Source organism: Streptomyces sp. NPDC007901 (assembly GCF_042959465.1).
Classification (GTDB): Bacteria; Actinomycetota; Actinomycetes; order Streptomycetales; family Streptomycetaceae; genus Streptomyces.
Genome location: NZ_JBIBKW010000022.1, coordinates 35,615 through 52,235 on the forward strand (window position 1 = coordinate 35,615; position 16,621 = coordinate 52,235).

Sequence of the window (16,621 nt, forward strand, 5' to 3'; positions counted from 1 at the left end):
ACGCGCGGGGTCAGGCTCGTACGAGATGCGCGTCGAGAGGAGCGAGCAGGTCGAGCAGCGCCTTGCGCTCCCCGTCGGAGCACGGCGTGAAGGGCGGCGCGACATGGGGCGGGCACAGCCCTCGTTCGGCGAGCACGGCCTTCACCGCGGGCACCCCGGGTCGTACGGTGTGCAGCGCCAGCACCGCGTCGAGCACCCGTTGTGCGCGCCGCGCGTCCTCGTCGCGGGCCTCGCGGTGGGCGCGGAACAGCTCGACGGCCGCCCCGGGGGCCAGGTTGGCCACCCCGAGTACCACGCCGTCGGCGCCGAGCCGGAGCGCGTCCAGTGCCTGCCGCTCCGCGCCCTGGCTGACGCCGAAGTCCTTGCGCCGACGGGCCGCCGCGAGAGCGTGACCGAACAGGGCGAGGTCGCCCGAGCTGTCCTTGATGCCCACCAGGTGGGCGAGGCCGGTCAGTTCGTCGAGCAGGGCCGGGGTGAGCGGGTTGCCGTAGCGGGGGGCGTGGTAGGCGACGACGGGGATGCCGAGGTGGGCCAGGGCGGCGTAGTGGGCGACGATCTCGTCGTGCCGGTGGTGGAAGTAGATCGGCGGGCTGAGCACCAGCGCGTCCGGCGCGGCGGGCCGGACGGCCTCCGCCCGCTCCAGCGCCTCGGCGGTGCCGGGTGCGGTGACGTTGATCAACACCGGCCCTTTGTCGGTCAGTTCGCGCCAGCGGGTGGCCACCTCGGCGGCGAAGTCGGTCAGTTGTGCGGTGGGGAGGAGTGGGCCCTCGCCGTTGCTGCCGAAGAGCATGAGACCGCGGGCGCCTGCGGCGGCCAGCGCGGCGAGGAGGGGGGCGGCGGCCGGAGCCGAGGGCTGGCCCGGGTGGGCCATGGGGGTGACCAACGGGACGATGATTCCGGAGAGTAGGGTGCGGCCGTCGATGTGTCGTGGTTCGGCTGCGGCGCCGTTGTGGCTGGTCGCGCCCCGCGGCGGAGCCGCACATTGACACAGCCCCGCGCCCCTACGGGGCGCTGCTCTACCGTCCATCAGTAGCCTCTGATCTCGGGCCAGGCCAGTTCGACTCCGGCGCGGGTGAGTTCGTCCTGGAAGCTGCTCAGCCGTGCGCTGTCCTCGTAGACCTGCCCGGGCTCCAGACGGTGGTCCAGGCAGTACGCCGCCAGTGATCCGGCCGCCTCGCCGATGTTCCACTCGACGGGATGCAGCCGGTAGCAGCCGTTGGTGATGTGGGTGGTGCCGATGTTCTTGCACACGGGCAGCAGGTTCCGCATGCGTACGGGGAGCAGGGCGCCCAGGGGGATCCGGAAGGGGCTGCTGGCCACGTCGATGTAGGTGTCGCCGCCGGTGGAGGGGTGGAGGTCGATGCGGTACATCCCGATGCCGACGGAGTCCGGGTACGGCATCGCGCCGTGCTCGCCGCGCACGGCGAGGGACAGGTCCTGTTCGACGACGCGGCGGCGGGCGACGATCCGGCGCGACTCACGGATGTACGGCGCCTTGGCCAGCCCGTCGGCTGTGCCCAGCACGTCGCCGCGCAGCCGCAGTCCGGGCCAGCCGGTGCCGCCGTCGGGACGGGGGGCCTCGGTCTGCAGCCAGTAGAGCATGCTCATGCTCAGCTCGCGGGCGCCCGCCAAGTGCCGGTCCCGCTCATTGTCGTCGACCCCGATCAGCGGTCCGGGCAGATAGTCGATCATGGGCCAGTTGACGATGGTCACGTCGCTCGCGGCGAAACCCGGCCGGTACAGCTTCCGGGAGACCACCCGGCGGAACTCCCACAGCTCCTTGTCGCCCGCGTCCCTGCTCTGGTCGGCGACGACCGGTCCGGAGTCGCCGTTGGGGGTGAAGCCGCGCGGTACGGTCTCCAGCGTCCGCGGGTCGGGCGCGCTCAGGCTCAGCAGCCGGTTCGGCCACTGCGGGGGGTGGTAGGCGGCCCAGGTGTCGTAACCGGCCGGCCGGTCGAGGGTGTGGTCCTCCCCGGGCACATGGTCGACGGCGAACACCCAGGAGAACGCCTGCATGTTGGAGGGCTGGGCATCGTCGGGCGCGCTCGGCTCGCCCGTGTCCCGCCGGGACTCGAATCCCGTCACGTGCTCGGTGCCGGTCAGGGGCAGCAGGTCGCCGAGTTCCGTGGCGTCCAGGACGTACGGTGCCGACACCTCGACCCGCGTCCCGTCGGGGCCCTCGACGGCCACGGACCGTACCCGGTCGCCGTCCACGGAAGCGGCCACCGGACGGTGCCGGCACAGGATCCGCAGCCGGCCGGCGGCCACATAGGGCGCGACCATGGCCTCCAGGACGGCGGCGCCCACCCTCGGCTCGTGGCAGAGCGCGCTCACCCGCCCCTCGCCCGGGTTGAGGTACGGGCGCCGGCGCGCCTCGTCGGTGAGCGGGTACCAGGTCCGGTAGTGCGCGCGGATCGCCTCGCGCAGGGCGCGGTAGGTCCGGGTGGCGCCGAACTGCTCGATCCAGGCGTGCTCGTCGGGCGGCACGCCCTGGCTGGTGAGCTGACCGCCGATCCAGTCGGTCTCCTCGGTGAGCAGGACCGACCGCCCCCGGTCGAGGGCGGCCAGCGCCGCGGCCACACCGCCGAGGCCTCCGCCGATGACAAGGACGTCCGTGGCCGCCGCCGTCCGTGCGCTCATGCGCCGCTCCCCTCCGGGCCGACCGTGAATCGTCGGGTCCCGCCGTGTACCTCCATCGGCACGGGCGGGCCCCCGTCCGGCGGGGTGACGAGCAGGTCGCCGTCGCCCTCGGCGATCCCGGTGACCCGGTCGCCGGTGCGCCGGTAGCCCCGTACGACGACGCCGGGCGCCGTGTCCAGCAGGACCCGTCCGTCGAGGTGGACGGTGAGCCGGGCGGCCGCCCGGACATCGAGGCGGCCCTCGCCGAGCGGCAGGTTGCACAGCTCGGCCGGTTCGCCCGGGTGGGCGAACCGCCAGCCGTCGGGGCGTGCGTCGGCGAGTTCGCCGAAGGCGAGATACGCCAGCAGACCGCCCCAGGCCATCAGCCCGTCCGAGCGTTTCTGAAAGCCCGTCACGTTCTCCCCCTCGACGGCCGGATAGTTCTCCCGCACATGGCCGTGCACACGCCACTCGTCGAGAAACAGCCGCAGCAGGGCGCCCACCACCGGTCGGCTCACCTCGGCCAGCCCGTACCGCCGCAGCCCGCGTACGGCGAGATACGCCATCGGCGCCCAGATCCGGCCGCGCCAGTAAGTCGCCGCGAAGCCCGGGTCGTTGCGGGCCACGCTCGGCAAGGGGCGTGCGCCTCCCAGCACTTCGGGCTGCAGCAGATCGGCGGCCACGGCCGCCGCGCGGTCGGCGTCCGGCAGGCCGCCGAGCAGTGCGTACAGCATCGTCGGTGAGACGTGCGGGTCGTGCGTGCCCGTGGAGGTGAGGTTGCGGTAGCCCTTGCGGTCGCTGTCCCAGAGCAGCCGGCCGGCGACCGCCTTCGCGGTGGCGGCCTCGGCGCGCAGCCGGTCGGCCGTCGCGGGCTCGCCCAGGAGGGCGGCGATCTCGGCCAGGGCCTCGGCGTCGGCGATGTGCAGCGCGTTGAGGCCGACGTCGGCGAGGTCCATGGTGTGGGTCACCGGGTCGTACCGGGCCTCGTCGTACATCGGGGAGTCGTCCAGGCCCGACTCCCGTTTGGCGCGGTCCAGGGTCGCCGACGCGGGGTCGTCGGCGATCGGGTCGGAACCCCAGGCGAGCAGCCCGTGCGGGCCACGGCGGGCCCGGGGCCACCAGTCGTGCCAGGCCAGCAGTGCCGGGAAGGTGTCGTCGAGCAGCGCCCTGTCGCGGGTCTCGGACGACAGGCCGCCCGCCAGGTAGGCCTGGTACACCGTCAGCGCGCCTACCGGCGGCTGCGAACGGTCGTCGGTGCGGCCCCGCTCGTCCGAGATCCGGTTCGGGATCATGCCGGCCGCGTCCGCGTACGGCAGGATCTGGCCGAAGATGCCGCGCGCGTAGTCCCGGTCGACGGCCGAGGCGGCGAGACCGGTGAAGAAGGTGTCCCAGGCATGCAGGGCCCAGGTGCCGTAGAAGCCCTTGCGCTCGGCGCAGACGAAGTCCCTGGAGGTCGGGGTGAGGACCCGGCCGATGTCCGGGGCGTAGATGGTGTTCCAGGTGACGGCCCTGGTCAGGGCGTCGGCGGCGGCGCCGAGCCAGCCGCCGGAACGGAGCCGGGTGCGGTCGGTGGCGGCGCGGCGGGCCGCGAGTACGGCGGGGGTCCCGTCCACCGTGCCGGGTGTGTCGGCCGGTGCGATGCGCAGGTACACGGTGCCGGGCCTGTCGTAGGCCAGGACCGGCGGGCTCTCCAGCCTGTGGGCGGGCGAGGAGGCGGTGACCGTCCAGCGGATCCCGCCCGCGAGGACGGTGCCGACCGGGTCCTCCGTTCCCTCCGCGCCCTCCACCGAGAGCACGACCCTGCCCGTGCTCTCGGCGCGGACGTGCAGGGTGTCGCCGGGTCCTCCGGCGAAGGCCAGCCGCAGCCGGTGGCCCGCCGCGCGTACCGTCACCTCGGCGTATCCGCCGTCCACGGTGTGCGGTCCGAGCCGTTCGAGTCCGTCGCGCCAGGTGAACCCGTCGAGAACCGGGCCGTCGGGGCCGAGGACGCCGAACCGCACCCGTGGTCCGGACGGCAGCCGGCTCATGCCGGTGTGCGTGCGGACGTCCCAGGTGTTCCAGCCGGTCGGCGCCGGAGTCGCGGCGGTGCGCGGCTCTCCCGTCCCGTGCTCGTTCATACGACCGCCTTGCCGTCGGCGGCGCCGTCGCCCGGCACCGCGTCGTCCAGGTCCAGGGCCGCGTCGAGCAGCGCCTGCGTGTACGCGTGTCGCGGGGCGGTGAGCACCTCTCCGGTCCGGCCCTCCTCCACGATCACGCCCCGGCGCATCACCGCCACCCGGTCGGCGATCTGGTGCACCACGCCCAGGTCGTGCGAGATGAACAGCATCGCGAGCCGGTGCCGGGCGCGCAGGTCGACGAGCAGCCGCAGGATCTGGGCCTGGACGGACACGTCGAGCGCCGACACCGCCTCGTCGCAGACCAGCAGCCGGGGCCGTACCGCCAGCGCTCTGGCGATGCTGACCCGCTGGCACTGGCCGCCCGACAGATCTCCTGCGCGCCGCGCCGCCACCTCGGGGTCGAGCCCCATGTCGGCGAGGAGCCGGTGCAGCGCCTCGGTGCGGTCGCCCTCGGGCACGGTGACCGGGTGGGTGCGCCAGACCTCGCCGATGACGGCGGCGACCGTCATCCGCGGGTTCAGCGAGGACCGCGGGTCCTGGAACACCATCTGCACCGCCCGCTGCAGTTCGGGTGGCCGGCGCCCCGCGCGGCCGAGCGGGCGCCCCTCGAAGGTGACGGTCCCGGTGCCTGGTCGCAGCAGTCCGGCCACGCACCGGGCCACGGTCGTCTTGCCGGAGCCCGACTCGCCGACCAGACCGAGCGTCTCCTCGGGCGCCACCGACAGGCTCACGCCGTCCACGGCGACCTGGCCGCCCCGACGTCCTCCGTAACGGACGCGCAGGTCACGCACGTCGAGGAGGGTGCGCTCGCTCGTGCTCACGGCTGCGGCACCTCCTCGGCGAAGTGGCAGGCGCTCCAGCGGCCCGGCACCACCTCCCGTACCTCCGGCCGCTCGGCGCGGCACCGGGCGCGGGCCAGCGGACAGCGCGGGTGGAAGGCGCATCCGGCGGGCCGGTTCGCGGGGGTCGCCGGGGCCCCGGGCAGCGGGTCGGCCAGGGCGGTACGGGTACGGACGGCGGGCACGCTGCGCACCAGGGCCGCGGTGTACGGGTGGGCGGGTCGCCGCAGGACGTCACGGGCGGGCCCGTGCTCGCAGACCCGTCCGGCGTACATCACCACCACCTGTTCGCCGACGTGCGACACGACCCGCAGATCATGGCTGACCAGCAGCATCGCCAGGCCGTCCGCCGCCTGGATGTCGGCAAGGAGCCGCAGGATCCGGGACTGCACGGTGACGTCGAGCGCCGTCGTGGGCTCGTCGGCGAGGAGCAGCGCGGGGTTTCCGGCCAGCGCCATCGCGATCACGGCGCGCTGGCGCAGGCCTCCGGAGAGTTCGTGCGGGTAGGCCCGCGTCCGCCGTTCCGGCTCCGGTACGCCGACCCGGTCGAGGAGTTCGACGACCCGGCGGTTCACCTCGGCCCGCGGCAGCCTGTCGCGGCGCGGTATCTCGCCGACCTGACGGCCGATGCGCTGGGTCGGGTTGAGGGCGGCGAGCGGGTCCTGGAAGATCATCGCGATCTCCCGGCCGCGTACCGCGCGGCGCCGTGCCGGGTCGGCGGCGAGCAGGTCCTCGCCGTGCCACAGCAGCCGGCCGGCCAGGGTGGCGCCCTCGGGCGGCAGGCCCAGGATCGCCTGGGCGGTCATGGTCTTCCCGCTGCCGGACTCACCGATCAGTCCCACGGTGGTGGCGCGTGGCACGTCGAAGGAGACGCCGTCCAGCACCCGGGTGCGGGTGCCGCGCGGGCCGGGGAGTTCCACCACCAGGTCCTCGATCCGCAGGACCGGCCCGTCCGTCGCGGCCACCGCTTTCCCGGCCCCGTGGTCGCGTGCGGTTCCGGCGGGGGTCACGAGCCGCCGGCCCGCACGCCGGCGAAGTCCGGCAGTCCGCTGGCGTCCGGGACGAAGCCCTTGAGGTCGCTGTTCCAGGCGTAGGCGATGCTCACGGACATCGGGTACATGCCGACCGCGTCCTGCCAGATGATGCGGCCGGCCCGGCCGTAGAGGTCGGTGCGCTTGGCCTTGTCGGCCGTGGCACCGGCGGACGCCAGCAGACCGTCCAGCTTCTTGTTGCAGTAGCCCATGCGCTTGGCCGCGCAGGTGTAGAGACGGCCGAGGTTGCTGGCCGCGTCGTAGCTGGGGGTGGCCAGTTGCTGGAAGTTGATGTCCCACTTGAGCGCGAGCAGGTCCTCCGTGAAGACCGCCTGCTCCTTCTCCAGCGGCTCCACCTGTACGCCGACCTTCTGCAGGTCCGAGACGACGGCCTCGATGAAGGGCTTGAACTCGTCGTTGGCGAACTGGAGCCGGAGCTTCTTCGAGAAGTCGAACCCGGCGGCGGTGAGGGCGGCCTTGGCGGCCGCCGGGTCGTAGGCGACGGCGGGCTGCGCCACGTGGCCGAGGACGACGCTGGTCACGGGCGCGTCGGCGGCCTTGCCGGTGTCCGGGTAGAGCTTGTCGATGATGGTCTTGAAGTCGACGGCCTGCCAGATGGCCCGGCGGACCTTCGCGTCCTTGAGGGCGGGGATCGAGGAGTTGAACCACATGGTGAACTCGGCGCTGCTCGGCACGGTCTGCACGGTGAGGCTCTTCTGGCCCTTCAGGGAGGCGAGTTGGTCGTCGGGGATGCCCCAGACGACGTCCACCTCTCCGGTGCGCAGCGCGGTCATGCGGGCCGCGAGTTCGGGGATGTTCCGGATGGTGACCTTGCCGAGCGTGGGCTTCGTGCCCCGGTACTTCTTGTTGGGCACCAGGACCAGCGACCCGCTCGGGGTGAACGCGTCGACGCTGAACGGCCCCGAGCCGACGGGGTGGTTGAAGAAGGCGGTGTCGTCCTTGCCGATGCCCGACGGGAGGACGTAGAAGGTGCCGAGCTTGCCGGGGACGGACGCGTCGGGCGCCGGGCTGTGCAGGACCACCTCGGTGGCGGAGACCTTGGTCATCGTGTCGCCGGGGAAGTTGCCCGCGTTGGGTCCGTTCAGGCTGATCATGCGCTGGAAGGAGGCGACCACGTCGTCGGCGTCGAGGGCGGAGCCGTCGGAGAAGGTGACGCCGGAGCGCAGCGTGAACGTCCAGGCGGTGACGTCCTTGTTGGGCTTCCAGGACGCGGCGAGGTCGCCTTCGAGGGTGCCGTCCGCGGTGGGTTTCACGAGTCTGCTGAAGATCTCCTGGGCGGCCAGCTGGGTGCCCGTGGAAGCACCTTGGGCTCCGTGCGGGTCCAGGCTCTCGATCGGATAGGTGCCGGCGACCGTCACGTCTCCCGAGGCGGAACCGCCCCCGTTGTCGTCGCCGCCGGTGGTCGTCGAGCAGGCGGCGAGGAGCGCCGCGCCCGCCGTGGCGGTGGTGGCGAGCCGGATCAGCCGGCTCCGCCCGTGCTCACGCGTCCTGGTCATGATGGTGCTCCTCTCGATCGAGGGTCGGTCGGAGTCAGCCGGTGGGTTCGGAGTCAGCTGGTGGGTGAGGCGCTGTACCTGGTGTGGTTCAGCCGGGGCGGCCACGCCCGTAGCGGGCGGTGAGCTGGTCGCCGAGGATGCCCACGTTGACGATCAGGAGGGACAGGGCGATGCCGGGAAGGGTGGAGATCCACCATTGGGTCTCCAGGTACTCCTTGCCGTTGGCGATGGTCTGCCCCCACGACACGGTCGACGGGGGCAGCCCGATTCCGAGGAAGCTGAGCCCGGCCTCCGCCAGCACCACCAACGCGAACTCGAGCGTGGCGAGGGCGACGATCGGGCCCGCCGTGAACGGGAGCACGTGCCGGACGAGGACGGTCCGGCCGGGCACGCCCAGCACCCGGGCGGCGTCGACCCAGGGCCGCTCCCTGAGCGAGAGCGCGATGCCCCGGGTGACCCGGGCGAAGCCGATCCAGCCGGTCGCCGAGAGCGCGACCACGACCAGCAGGACGCTGCGCTCGAACGCGCCCGCGATCACGATCGCCAGCAGGATGGCGGGGAAGGCCAGCAGGACGTCGAAGATCCGGGCGAGGACGGCGTCGGCGATGCCTCGGAAGTAACCGGCGACGGCACCGAGGAGGACCCCGACGAGACAGGACAGCGCCACCGTGGACACGCCGATGAGCACCGCCGTCCGGGCCCCGTAGACGATCTGGGCGAACAGGTCGCGGCCGAGTCCGTCGGTGCCGAGCCAGGCCGTGCCCCCGGTGGACATCTTGGCGCCGGGGGCGAGCAGCCGGTCGTCCAGGGAGGTGTGCACCGGGTCGTAGTGGATGAGCAGGGGCCCGACGACGGCCACCAGCAGGTAGCAGCCCACGACCACGGCGGGGAGACGGGACAGGAGCGAGCGCGGTGCCCGTCGCGGGGCCGTCGTCGGCTTCTCGACGGCGACGGTGAGGTCGGCCATCAGACGGCTCCCGTCCGGATCCGCGGATCCAGCTGGGCGATGAGCAGATCGGCCATCAGGTTCAGTACGACGACGATGCCCGCGATGAGCAGGGTGGCGCCCTGGACCACCGAGTAGTCGCGGTTGGCCACCGCCTCCACCACGAGCGATCCGAGACCGGGCCAGGCGAACACGTTCTCGACGATCACGGCGCCGCCGACCAGGGCCCCGACCTGGACGCCCACCACGGTCACCACCGGGATCAGCGAGTTGCGCAGGGCGTGGCCGAACAGCACCTGGCGCTCGGTCAGCCCCTTGGAGCGCGCGGTCTGGATGTAGCTCTCGCCCATCGTCTCCGCGACGCTGGTCCGGGTCAGCCGGGCGATGATCGCGACGAACGGGAAGGAGAGGGTGACGGCGGGCAGCACCAGGTGCTGGGGGGTGCCGACCCCGGAACTGGGCAGGAGCCGCAGGGTCAGGGCGAAGACCAGCACCAGCATGATGCCGATCCAGAACGTCGGGAACGACTGGAGGGCGATCGTGCAGGCCGAGACCACCCGGTCCACCAGGCTGCCCGGCCGCGCCCCGGCCAGCACGCCGAGCGTCAGTCCCACGACCACCGCGAGCACGGTGGCCGTCACGGTGAGGTCGATCGTGGCGGGCAGCCGGTCGAGGACCGCGCCCATCGCGGACCTGCCGAGCCAGTGCGACTGGCCGAAGTCGAGCCGGCAGACGTCGCCGAGGTAGCTGAGGTACTGCGTGCCGAGCGGCCGGTCCAGGCCGAGCGAGGAGCGCAGCTGGTCGATCTGGCTCCGGGTGGCGTCCGGGCCGAGCAGCACCGTCGCGGGGTCGCCGGGCGCGGCCCGGACGATGAGGAAGATCAGCGAGGCGGCGCCCCACATCACGAAGACCCCGATGAGCAGCCGGTGCGCGATCATCCGGATCATGACCGTGGCCTCCCGCCGCCGGTGGGCACCGGTCCGATCGAGTCACCCGGGACGAAGGCGCAGGGCACCGTCAGCCGGCGCGGTCCGGGGGTCTCCTGGTCGAGCAGTTCGACCAGCACCCGCACGGCCTCCCCCGCCATCTGGGCGCGGGGCAGCGAGAACCGCGTCCAGTTGCGCGACTCCGGTGTCCAGGACGGCGGGTCGCCGAGCAGGGCCAGCGAGCAGTCCTCGGGGAACCGGACCCGCCGGGTGCCGGCCATCGTCGCCAGCGCCTCGGTGAGCCGGTTGTCCTCGGTCGGCTCGACCAGCAGCGCGGTGATCCCCAGTTCGCCCATCCACCCGGCCAGCCGCGCGGCCGTCAGCTCCGCCGGATCGGTCAGGCTCCGGATCAGCGCCTCGTCCAGGGCGATACCGGCCTCGGCCAGTCCCCGCCGGTAGCCCTCCTCGCGGTCCCTGGTGGGCTCGCTGTCCTCCCGGGCGCGCAGATACAGGATCCGCCGGTGGCCGAGCCGCGCCAGCTCCGCGACGAGCGCCGCGGTCGCCGAGACGTAGTCGGCCGCCACGTAGGAGAGTTCGCCGTCGTCCACCTCGCGGCGTCCGACGAACACGATGGGGAAGTCCTCCCGGACCAGCGCCGACAGCTCCTCGCGGCGGACGTTCCTGCCGAGCAGGACACAACCGTCCGCGATCTTCAGCCGGTTGGTGCCGCCGACGTAGATCGACCGCTCGGCCCCCGGCGCCCCGGACGCGGCCCCGCCGGAACAGAACAGCAGCAGGTCGTAGCCCTGCCGTGCGGTCTCCTCCTCCACGCCGAGCAGGAACGGGTAGTAGAAGTCCCGCTGGTCGGTCGGGAACACCGACTCGAAGGTGTAGAGGCCGAGCAGCCGGTTCCGGCCGCCTTTGAGGCTGCGCGCGGCGACATTGGCCGCGTAGCCCAGCTCCTCGGCCGCCGCCAGCACGGCCCGGCGGGTCGACTCCGCGATCTGGGCACTCGCCGCGCCCCCGCTGATCACCAGCGACACCGTCGCCTGGGAGACGCCGGCGCGCCGGGCGATGTCCCGCTGGGTGGAGCGTCTACGCCGTTCGGGAGGGACCATGAGCACTCCCTAATACGTATTAAGCAGTGCCGAATGACGCTACTCGGACCCGGAGAAACGCGTCAAGGCGCGTGAACGGCCTTTGTCCGTCTTGTTTCTGACAGATGATCGGATCTTGGGGAGTGACCGGATTCGCCATCCGGGTGCCCGCCCGAGCCATGGCACGGGAACGGGATGTTCAGGAACATCGGAGACACGACCGCAGCCCGGCGAGATGGGGGAACCCGATGACCGTCCGCACCGTTCCGGAGCACACCGCAGCCGCCGACGACCTCGCGTCCCGCTTCGGCCGGGACGGCTACGCCGTGCTGCCGGACGCCCTGACCGCGGCCGAGGTGGCGGAGTTGCGCGCGGAGACCGTGCGGATCTGCCGGGGCGAGCGGGGCTTCGTGGAGGGCGCGCCGGCGCGGGTCGCGGGCGAGAGCGACGACGAGGCCGTACGACGGTTCCTGTGCGTGCACTACCCGCACAAGCTGTCGGCGCTCATGCTCGACACCATGCGCCATCCCGCGGTCGTCGGACCGCTGACGGAGGTGATCGGTCCGGACGTCAAGTCGATGCAGTCCATGCTGTTCGTCAAGTCCGAGGGCAGGCCGGGCCAGGCCTGGCATCAGGACGAGATGTTCATCCCCACCCGCGACCGGTCCCTGACCGCCGCCTGGATCGCCCTGGACGACGCCACCGTCGACAACGGCTGCCTGTGGGTCCTGCCGGGTTCGCACCGGCCCGGCGTCATCTACCCCAACCGGGAGCACGACGACGCCCGTTACGACTGCACGGTCGAGTCCTACGCCTTCCCGTACGACGAGACCGACGCCGTGCCCGTCGAGATCGCGGCCGGATCGGTGCTGCTCTTCAACGGCTACCTGCTGCACAAGTCGTTGCCCAACTCCGGTCGGCGCGGCTTCCGTCGGGCACTGGTCCAGCACTACATGAGCGCCTCGTCCCTGCTCCCCTGGGCTCCGCCCGAGGCCCACGTGCCCATGGCGCAGGCCGACTTCCGGGACATCGTGCTGGTGGCGGGCCGGGACCCGTACGCCTACAAGGGCACCACCGACATCCGTACGCCCCGGGTGCGGCGCGACCGGTCCGGGGGCTGCGACCGGTGAGGCCGTGACGGACGGCACCGCACCCGTCCCGCCCGTCCCGCCGTTCGCGCCCACGCTCCTGGCCCGGCTCGGTCCGGCGGTCGCCGACTATCCGCCGGGGTCGGTCTTCGGTCCCAGGGACGCGGGGTCGTACGAGTTCGTCTGGCTGCTGCGGGGCAGCGCCCGCTGGGTCTGCGGTGACCTGAGCCTGCCGCTGACGCCCGGCGAACTGCTGCTGGTACGCCCGGGAATGCGCGACACCTTCCACTGGGACACCCGCCGGCCCACCCGGCACGCCTACACGCACTTCCGGCTCCGCCCCGCCCCCGCCGACACCGGCTGGCCGGTCGTCCGGGACCTCACCGGCCGGGGCGACCCGATGGCCGCGCTCTGCCGGCACCTCCTGAGGCTCGGCGCGACCCGCCCGCCGGCCTGGGAGCGGCACGCCGAGGAGACCCTGCGGCTGCTGCTCTTCACCTTCGTGCACGGCACCGCCCCGGGAACCGGCTCCCAGGCGCTCCCGGAGCCACTGGTCGCCATGATGGCCGCGGTCCGCGCCCGCTGGTCGGACGGCGTCGCCCGCCCGCTCGCCCTGGAGCGGCTGGCGGAGGCGGCGGGAGTCTCCCCGAGCACCCTGTCCCGCCTCTGCCGTCGCCACCTCGGGGTGAGTCCCGTGGCGGGCCTCGAACTGCTCCGCCTGGCACGGGCCGAACCGCTGCTCTGGCTGAGCAACCTCTCGCTGCGCGCCATAGCCCTCCAGTGCGGCTTCGCCGACGCCTACCACTTCTCCCGCCGCTTCCGCGCCGTCTACGGCATGTCCCCGAGCGCCTTCCGCGGGGTCCCGCCCGAGTCGGCGCCGCCGTCCCCGGTCACCGGCGGCGCGCTGTCCGCGCTCCAGGCCCTGGTGCCGCTCTCGTCCTAGTACTGCTCGGGGCGATGCCCTGCCCGGTGATCGGCGGGTGTCAGACCCGGGTCCGACAGCACGTCCATCACGGCCCCCGCCACCCGGGCCGTCCGGCGGATGCGGAGGTCGAGGACGGGAGCGGGGTTCGAAACGGCGTGGGAGGCCAGCAGGTTCATCAGGGGCCAGAGGGCGGCGGAGCGTCGCGGCAGGGGGATCCGACGGCCGTCGGGGGTGATGACCGTGGCGGTGGTGACACCCGCGAGGAGGTTGGTGCGGCTCCAGTCGATGTCGTAGGCGCGGCCGTTCGGGCCGACGCCGAGCACCACGTCCCTGGTGTGGTGCAGGACCGCCAGGTAGTTCAGCGGCACGGTGAGCCGCCGGGCCGCGTCGAACGGGCGGGTGCCGTCCGCCGGCCGGATGCGCAGCACCGTGTCCAGCACCGGGCCCCGGTCCTGAAAGGTCGTCCTGCCGCGCATCTCCAGGAACCGGGCCCGCACCAGATGCCCGCCGCGGCGCGACCACCCCCGGCCGGCATGGCCGAACCCGCCCTGCTCGCCCGGGAGTTCGTCCACCAGCAGCCGGGCCTCCTCGCCCGGCTCGGACACCGGTGCACGGTCCTCGGGGCGGGCGCGGTCGCGGTCGGCCAGGGCGCCGTAGCGTGCCGCCGTCGGCGCGTCCAGGCGCCGGAGGTCGATCGTGTCCCCCACCATCCTGACGCCTCCGACCTCCCGTGAGATCCGCATCTGTGCCAGCTGGCGGCCGGTCCGCCGGGTCACGTCGGCTGTCCGGCCCTCGAGGTCGATCACCCGGCAGGTTCTCGTGCCCGCCAGCAGGGCGCTGCGCGGCCAGAGCACGTCGACCCGCCCGGGGGTCCCGGGACCGGCCGGGTCGACGCGGACGGCCAGGCGGCCCGCCGTGACCGCCGACAGGCACAGGGACGGCACCCGCCACTCGCCCGTCACCTCGGACCGGGCGTCCTGCGCCGTGTGCACCCGCAGCCTCATCCTGACCACCGGTGTGAACTCGTCGGGGGCGTACTCGCCGTAGTGCGTCGTGAACGTCGCCTCCCCTTCGGGGCTGTACCGCGCGAGCGAGGCCTCCAGGACGTCCGCCCGCACCAGGTGGGCTCCCGCCGGGCCCGGCGCGGAACTCGGCGCCCACATCACGAAGGTGTCGTCCCCGTACGCGCCGTACGCGCCGTTCCGCACCCGGTCCCGGCGGGTGATCCGGGGGAACATCTGCCGCGTGGCGACGGCGGCCACGACCGGGATCACGGCGGTGACGGCCGCGCCGCCCGCGCCCACCGCGAGGCCCCAGCGCTCGCCGTCGCGCCAGGCGGTCCACCCCACGGCGAGGAAGAGCGGCCGCACCGAACAGCAGAGCGCGGCGAACAGGAACTGCCCGAGGAACACACCGGTACGGCTGCGCATCGTCTCTCCTCGCGGCTGGCGGGTGGTCGGGGTGGTTCGTCAGAGGTCCACGCGGAACAGACCGCCGGACGGGTCGACGACCGCCGTGAGCCGCAGGCCCACGCGCAGGGCGTCATGGTGGGAGCGCCGCCAGGTCACCTCGAAGGTCCGGAACCCCGGCCCGCTGACCCGCAGCCCGACCGCGAGGCCGGCGTCGTCGGCGTCCTCCCATGGGGTCAGGTCGGTGACCTCCGCGGTCGCCGGGAGCCCGGCGGCGTCGAGCCGCCGGTTGTGCTCCCGCTCGACGCCGGTGTGCGCCCAGAGCCCGAGGCCCAGGGGAAGGAAGACCACCGTGAAGACGATGCCCATGACCGTCAGGTCCGCGCAGGCGAGGAGGACCGCGCCCGGCATCACCGGTCCGCACAGGCACATCACGACGCCGCCCATGAGGACCCCGACCCCGTGGCCCGGCTCGGCCGCTGGCAGCGCGAACAGCTCGACCTGTGGCGGGCGGGGGGCCGCATCGAACACGCGCCCCTGCTGTGGGCGGCCCTGACGTCCATCGTCGTGTGAGGTGAGCCGGTCAGTCGTCGGCGATGCCGGAACCGCTGAGGGCGGGCACGGTGTTCTCCGGGCGGGCCAGGGAGCGGGTGCCGGCCCGGAACTGGGCGAGCTTGTCGACGATGGTCTGGCCGACCGGAAGGTGTCCCCAGACGCTGATGCCCTGGTGGGCTGGGCTCCCAGGTCGACTCGTCGATGACGACGGGGTTCCAGCCGAGTTCCCATTCGAAGCCGGAGGGGGTGCGGGCGTAGTAGGAGAGTTCGCGGTCGTTGGTGTGCTGGCCCACGGACAGGGCCATGTCGAAGCCGAGTTCGTGGACGCGCTGGTAGCTGTGGGCGACGTCGTCGAGGCTCGCGGCCTGGATGTTGAGGTGCTGGACGCGGGTGCGGATCGGGTCGATCGGCAGGCCGACGGTGTTGGCCACCGCGACGGAGTGGTGGCGTTCGTTGACCCGCAGGAAGCGGATCTTGAGTTTGACGCCGCTGATGGTCTCCACGGACGGGGCGCCGTACCTGTCGTACGTGGTCATCGGCTGGCCGCCAGGAAGTCGGAGCAGACGCGGTTGAACAGGCCGGCCTGTTCGAACTGCACCCAGTGCCCGGTGTTGGCCACCACGTAGAGATCGCAGTTGGGCAGCCGGTCGGCCAGCATGCGCGCCCCGGACGGGCGGTTGACCTGGTCCTTGGCACCCCACAGCACGAGGGTGGGCACGGGCAGTCGGTTCAGGCGCGGGTCACGGGTGAAGTCGCTCTTCCACAGGGTGCGCAGCGCGCCCCGGCCGGAGGGCCGCCTCAGCGGCGGAGAGGCGACGACCTCCGGATCGATGCTGGCCCGGTAGCGCTCGTCGATCGCGGAGTCCGGGACGCCTGCGGCGTTGAAGACCAGGTAGTTGCGGATGAACTTCTCCAGCTTCGGCCGGGACGGTCCGTCGCCGTTGTAGTAGGCGAGCAGGCTCTTCAGGCCGGCGGTGGGCACGGTGCGGGTGGTGCCGACACCGCCGGGGCCCATCAGGACCAGGCGGTCGACCCGTTCGGGCGTGTCCAGGGCCAGCCGCAGGGCGCAGGCGCCGCCGTAGGAATTGCCGACCAGGTGGGCCTTGTCCAGGCCGAGCCGGTCGAGCAGACCGCGGATGTGGTCGGCGAGGTAGCCGAAGGGGTCGGCACGGTCGACGCCCTTGCTGCTGCGGCCGTGGCCGGGCAGGTCGGGGACGATGACCCGGTACTCCTCGGCCAGGCCGGCGATGTTGCGGGTGTAGTTGGAGACGCCGGAGGCGCCGGGGCCGCCGCCGTGCAGCAGCAGCACCGGCGGGCCGTCGCCCGTCTCCGCGACGAAGATCTTCTTCCCGCCGATGTCGTACGTCGTCTCCTGCATCACCGGCAGGCCGGTCGGTGTGGTCATGGCGTTCCTCGGTCGGCGGTGGTCGAGGAACGGGTCAAACCGGGCACCCGCCCTTCCCGCCGGCTCCCTCATTGCCGTAGCGTTCATTCCAGTTGGAATGGTCGCTACGGCAACCAGGGCCGCAGATGCCGTCAAGGGAGCGCGGAA

Annotated in this window: 14 protein-coding genes and 1 pseudogene; 2 read left to right on the top strand and 13 right to left on the bottom strand. The window is 73.0% G+C overall.

Annotated elements, in window-relative coordinates; genetic code table 11:
• Window positions 1-10: 10 nt before the first annotated feature.
• From ACFZDK_RS44635 to ACFZDK_RS44675, 9 genes are all read right to left on the bottom strand, one after another.
• The gene (locus ACFZDK_RS44635; RefSeq protein ID WP_390981834.1) at window positions 11-1,027 is read right to left on the bottom strand and encodes a dihydrodipicolinate synthase family protein; all 1,017 of its coding nucleotides are present in this window, start codon (window positions 1,025-1,027) and stop codon (window positions 11-13) included.
• Window positions 1,027-2,640 (bottom strand): FAD-dependent oxidoreductase, encoded by a 1,614-nt coding sequence (locus ACFZDK_RS44640; RefSeq protein WP_390981837.1) that lies wholly within the window; start codon window positions 2,638-2,640, stop codon window positions 1,027-1,029. Before ACFZDK_RS44640 ends, ACFZDK_RS44635 begins: the two co-directional genes overlap by 1 nt.
• Window positions 2,637-4,736, bottom strand: a complete 2,100-nt coding sequence (locus tag ACFZDK_RS44645; protein ID WP_390981840.1) for a trehalase family glycosidase — start codon at window positions 4,734-4,736, stop codon at window positions 2,637-2,639. Before ACFZDK_RS44645 ends, ACFZDK_RS44640 begins: the two co-directional genes overlap by 4 nt.
• Entirely contained in the window at window positions 4,733-5,557 is an 825-nt protein-coding gene (locus ACFZDK_RS44650; RefSeq protein WP_390981843.1) for an ATP-binding cassette domain-containing protein, read from the bottom strand. Before ACFZDK_RS44650 ends, ACFZDK_RS44645 begins: the two co-directional genes overlap by 4 nt.
• Entirely contained in the window at window positions 5,554-6,540 is a 987-nt protein-coding gene (locus tag ACFZDK_RS44655; protein WP_390981846.1) for an oligopeptide/dipeptide ABC transporter ATP-binding protein, read from the bottom strand. The genes ACFZDK_RS44650 and ACFZDK_RS44655 overlap by 4 nt, the downstream gene beginning before the upstream one ends.
• A gap of 41 nt (window positions 6,541-6,581) precedes the next feature.
• Window positions 6,582-8,123: an ABC transporter substrate-binding protein gene (locus tag ACFZDK_RS44660; protein ID WP_390981849.1), complete on the bottom strand. Its 1,542-nt coding sequence runs from the start codon at window positions 8,121-8,123 to the stop codon at window positions 6,582-6,584.
• Between the two features lie 88 nt (window positions 8,124-8,211).
• The gene (locus ACFZDK_RS44665; RefSeq protein ID WP_390981851.1) at window positions 8,212-9,090 is read right to left on the bottom strand and encodes an ABC transporter permease subunit; all 879 of its coding nucleotides are present in this window, start codon (window positions 9,088-9,090) and stop codon (window positions 8,212-8,214) included.
• Window positions 9,090-10,016: an ABC transporter permease subunit gene (locus ACFZDK_RS44670; RefSeq protein WP_390981854.1), complete on the bottom strand. Its 927-nt coding sequence runs from the start codon at window positions 10,014-10,016 to the stop codon at window positions 9,090-9,092. The genes ACFZDK_RS44665 and ACFZDK_RS44670 overlap by 1 nt, the downstream gene beginning before the upstream one ends.
• Window positions 10,013-11,113 (bottom strand): substrate-binding domain-containing protein, encoded by a 1,101-nt coding sequence (locus tag ACFZDK_RS44675; RefSeq protein WP_390981856.1) that lies wholly within the window; start codon window positions 11,111-11,113, stop codon window positions 10,013-10,015. Before ACFZDK_RS44675 ends, ACFZDK_RS44670 begins: the two co-directional genes overlap by 4 nt.
• A 227-nt stretch (window positions 11,114-11,340) precedes the next feature.
• Here ACFZDK_RS44675 and ACFZDK_RS44680 point away from each other — a divergent pair, with 227 nt between their 5' ends.
• Window positions 11,341-12,222 (top strand): phytanoyl-CoA dioxygenase family protein, encoded by an 882-nt coding sequence (locus ACFZDK_RS44680; RefSeq protein WP_390981859.1) that lies wholly within the window; start codon window positions 11,341-11,343, stop codon window positions 12,220-12,222.
• Between the two features lie 4 nt (window positions 12,223-12,226).
• On the top strand, window positions 12,227-13,123 hold the full coding sequence (locus ACFZDK_RS44685; protein WP_390981862.1) for a helix-turn-helix domain-containing protein: 897 nt from the start codon (window positions 12,227-12,229) through the stop codon (window positions 13,121-13,123).
• Here the strand turns inward: ACFZDK_RS44685 and ACFZDK_RS44690 are convergent.
• The 4 genes and pseudogenes from ACFZDK_RS44690 to ACFZDK_RS44705 all read right to left on the bottom strand — a co-directional run bounded on the left by ACFZDK_RS44690 (window position 13,120) and on the right by ACFZDK_RS44705 (window position 16,474).
• Entirely contained in the window at window positions 13,120-14,535 is a 1,416-nt protein-coding gene (locus tag ACFZDK_RS44690; RefSeq protein WP_390981864.1) for a hypothetical protein, read from the bottom strand. The two genes, ACFZDK_RS44685 and ACFZDK_RS44690, sit on opposite strands and share 4 nt — an antisense overlap.
• A 39-nt stretch (window positions 14,536-14,574) precedes the next feature.
• The gene (locus ACFZDK_RS44695) at window positions 14,575-14,961 is read right to left on the bottom strand and encodes a hypothetical protein (protein ID WP_390981867.1); all 387 of its coding nucleotides are present in this window, start codon (window positions 14,959-14,961) and stop codon (window positions 14,575-14,577) included.
• A 136-nt stretch (window positions 14,962-15,097) separates the two neighbouring features.
• Window positions 15,098-15,569: pseudogene (locus ACFZDK_RS44700) on the bottom strand (VOC family protein); the annotation flags it as partial.
• Between the two features lie 32 nt (window positions 15,570-15,601).
• On the bottom strand, window positions 15,602-16,474 hold the full coding sequence (locus tag ACFZDK_RS44705; protein WP_390981870.1) for an alpha/beta fold hydrolase: 873 nt from the start codon (window positions 16,472-16,474) through the stop codon (window positions 15,602-15,604).
• Window positions 16,475-16,621 lie beyond the last annotated feature (147 nt).

Coding starts and splice junctions, on each gene's coding strand:
- ACFZDK_RS44660 (WP_390981849.1), bottom strand. CDS start 8,123: ATGACCAGGACGCGTGAGCACGGGCGGAGCCGGCTGATCCGGCTCGCC.
- ACFZDK_RS44680 (WP_390981859.1), top strand. CDS start 11,341: ATGACCGTCCGCACCGTTCCGGAGCACACCGCAGCCGCCGACGACCTC.
- ACFZDK_RS44690 (WP_390981864.1), bottom strand. CDS start 14,535: ATGCGCAGCCGTACCGGTGTGTTCCTCGGGCAGTTCCTGTTCGCCGCG.
- ACFZDK_RS44635 (WP_390981834.1), bottom strand. CDS start 1,027: ATGGACGGTAGAGCAGCGCCCCGTAGGGGCGCGGGGCTGTGTCAATGT.
- ACFZDK_RS44675 (WP_390981856.1), bottom strand. CDS start 11,113: ATGGTCCCTCCCGAACGGCGTAGACGCTCCACCCAGCGGGACATCGCC.
- ACFZDK_RS44670 (WP_390981854.1), bottom strand. CDS start 10,016: ATGATCCGGATGATCGCGCACCGGCTGCTCATCGGGGTCTTCGTGATG.
- ACFZDK_RS44705 (WP_390981870.1), bottom strand. CDS start 16,474: ATGACCACACCGACCGGCCTGCCGGTGATGCAGGAGACGACGTACGAC.
- ACFZDK_RS44645 (WP_390981840.1), bottom strand. CDS start 4,736: ATGAACGAGCACGGGACGGGAGAGCCGCGCACCGCCGCGACTCCGGCG.
- ACFZDK_RS44665 (WP_390981851.1), bottom strand. CDS start 9,090: ATGGCCGACCTCACCGTCGCCGTCGAGAAGCCGACGACGGCCCCGCGA.
- ACFZDK_RS44640 (WP_390981837.1), bottom strand. CDS start 2,640: ATGAGCGCACGGACGGCGGCGGCCACGGACGTCCTTGTCATCGGCGGA.
- ACFZDK_RS44695 (WP_390981867.1), bottom strand. CDS start 14,961: ATGGGCGGCGTCGTGATGTGCCTGTGCGGACCGGTGATGCCGGGCGCG.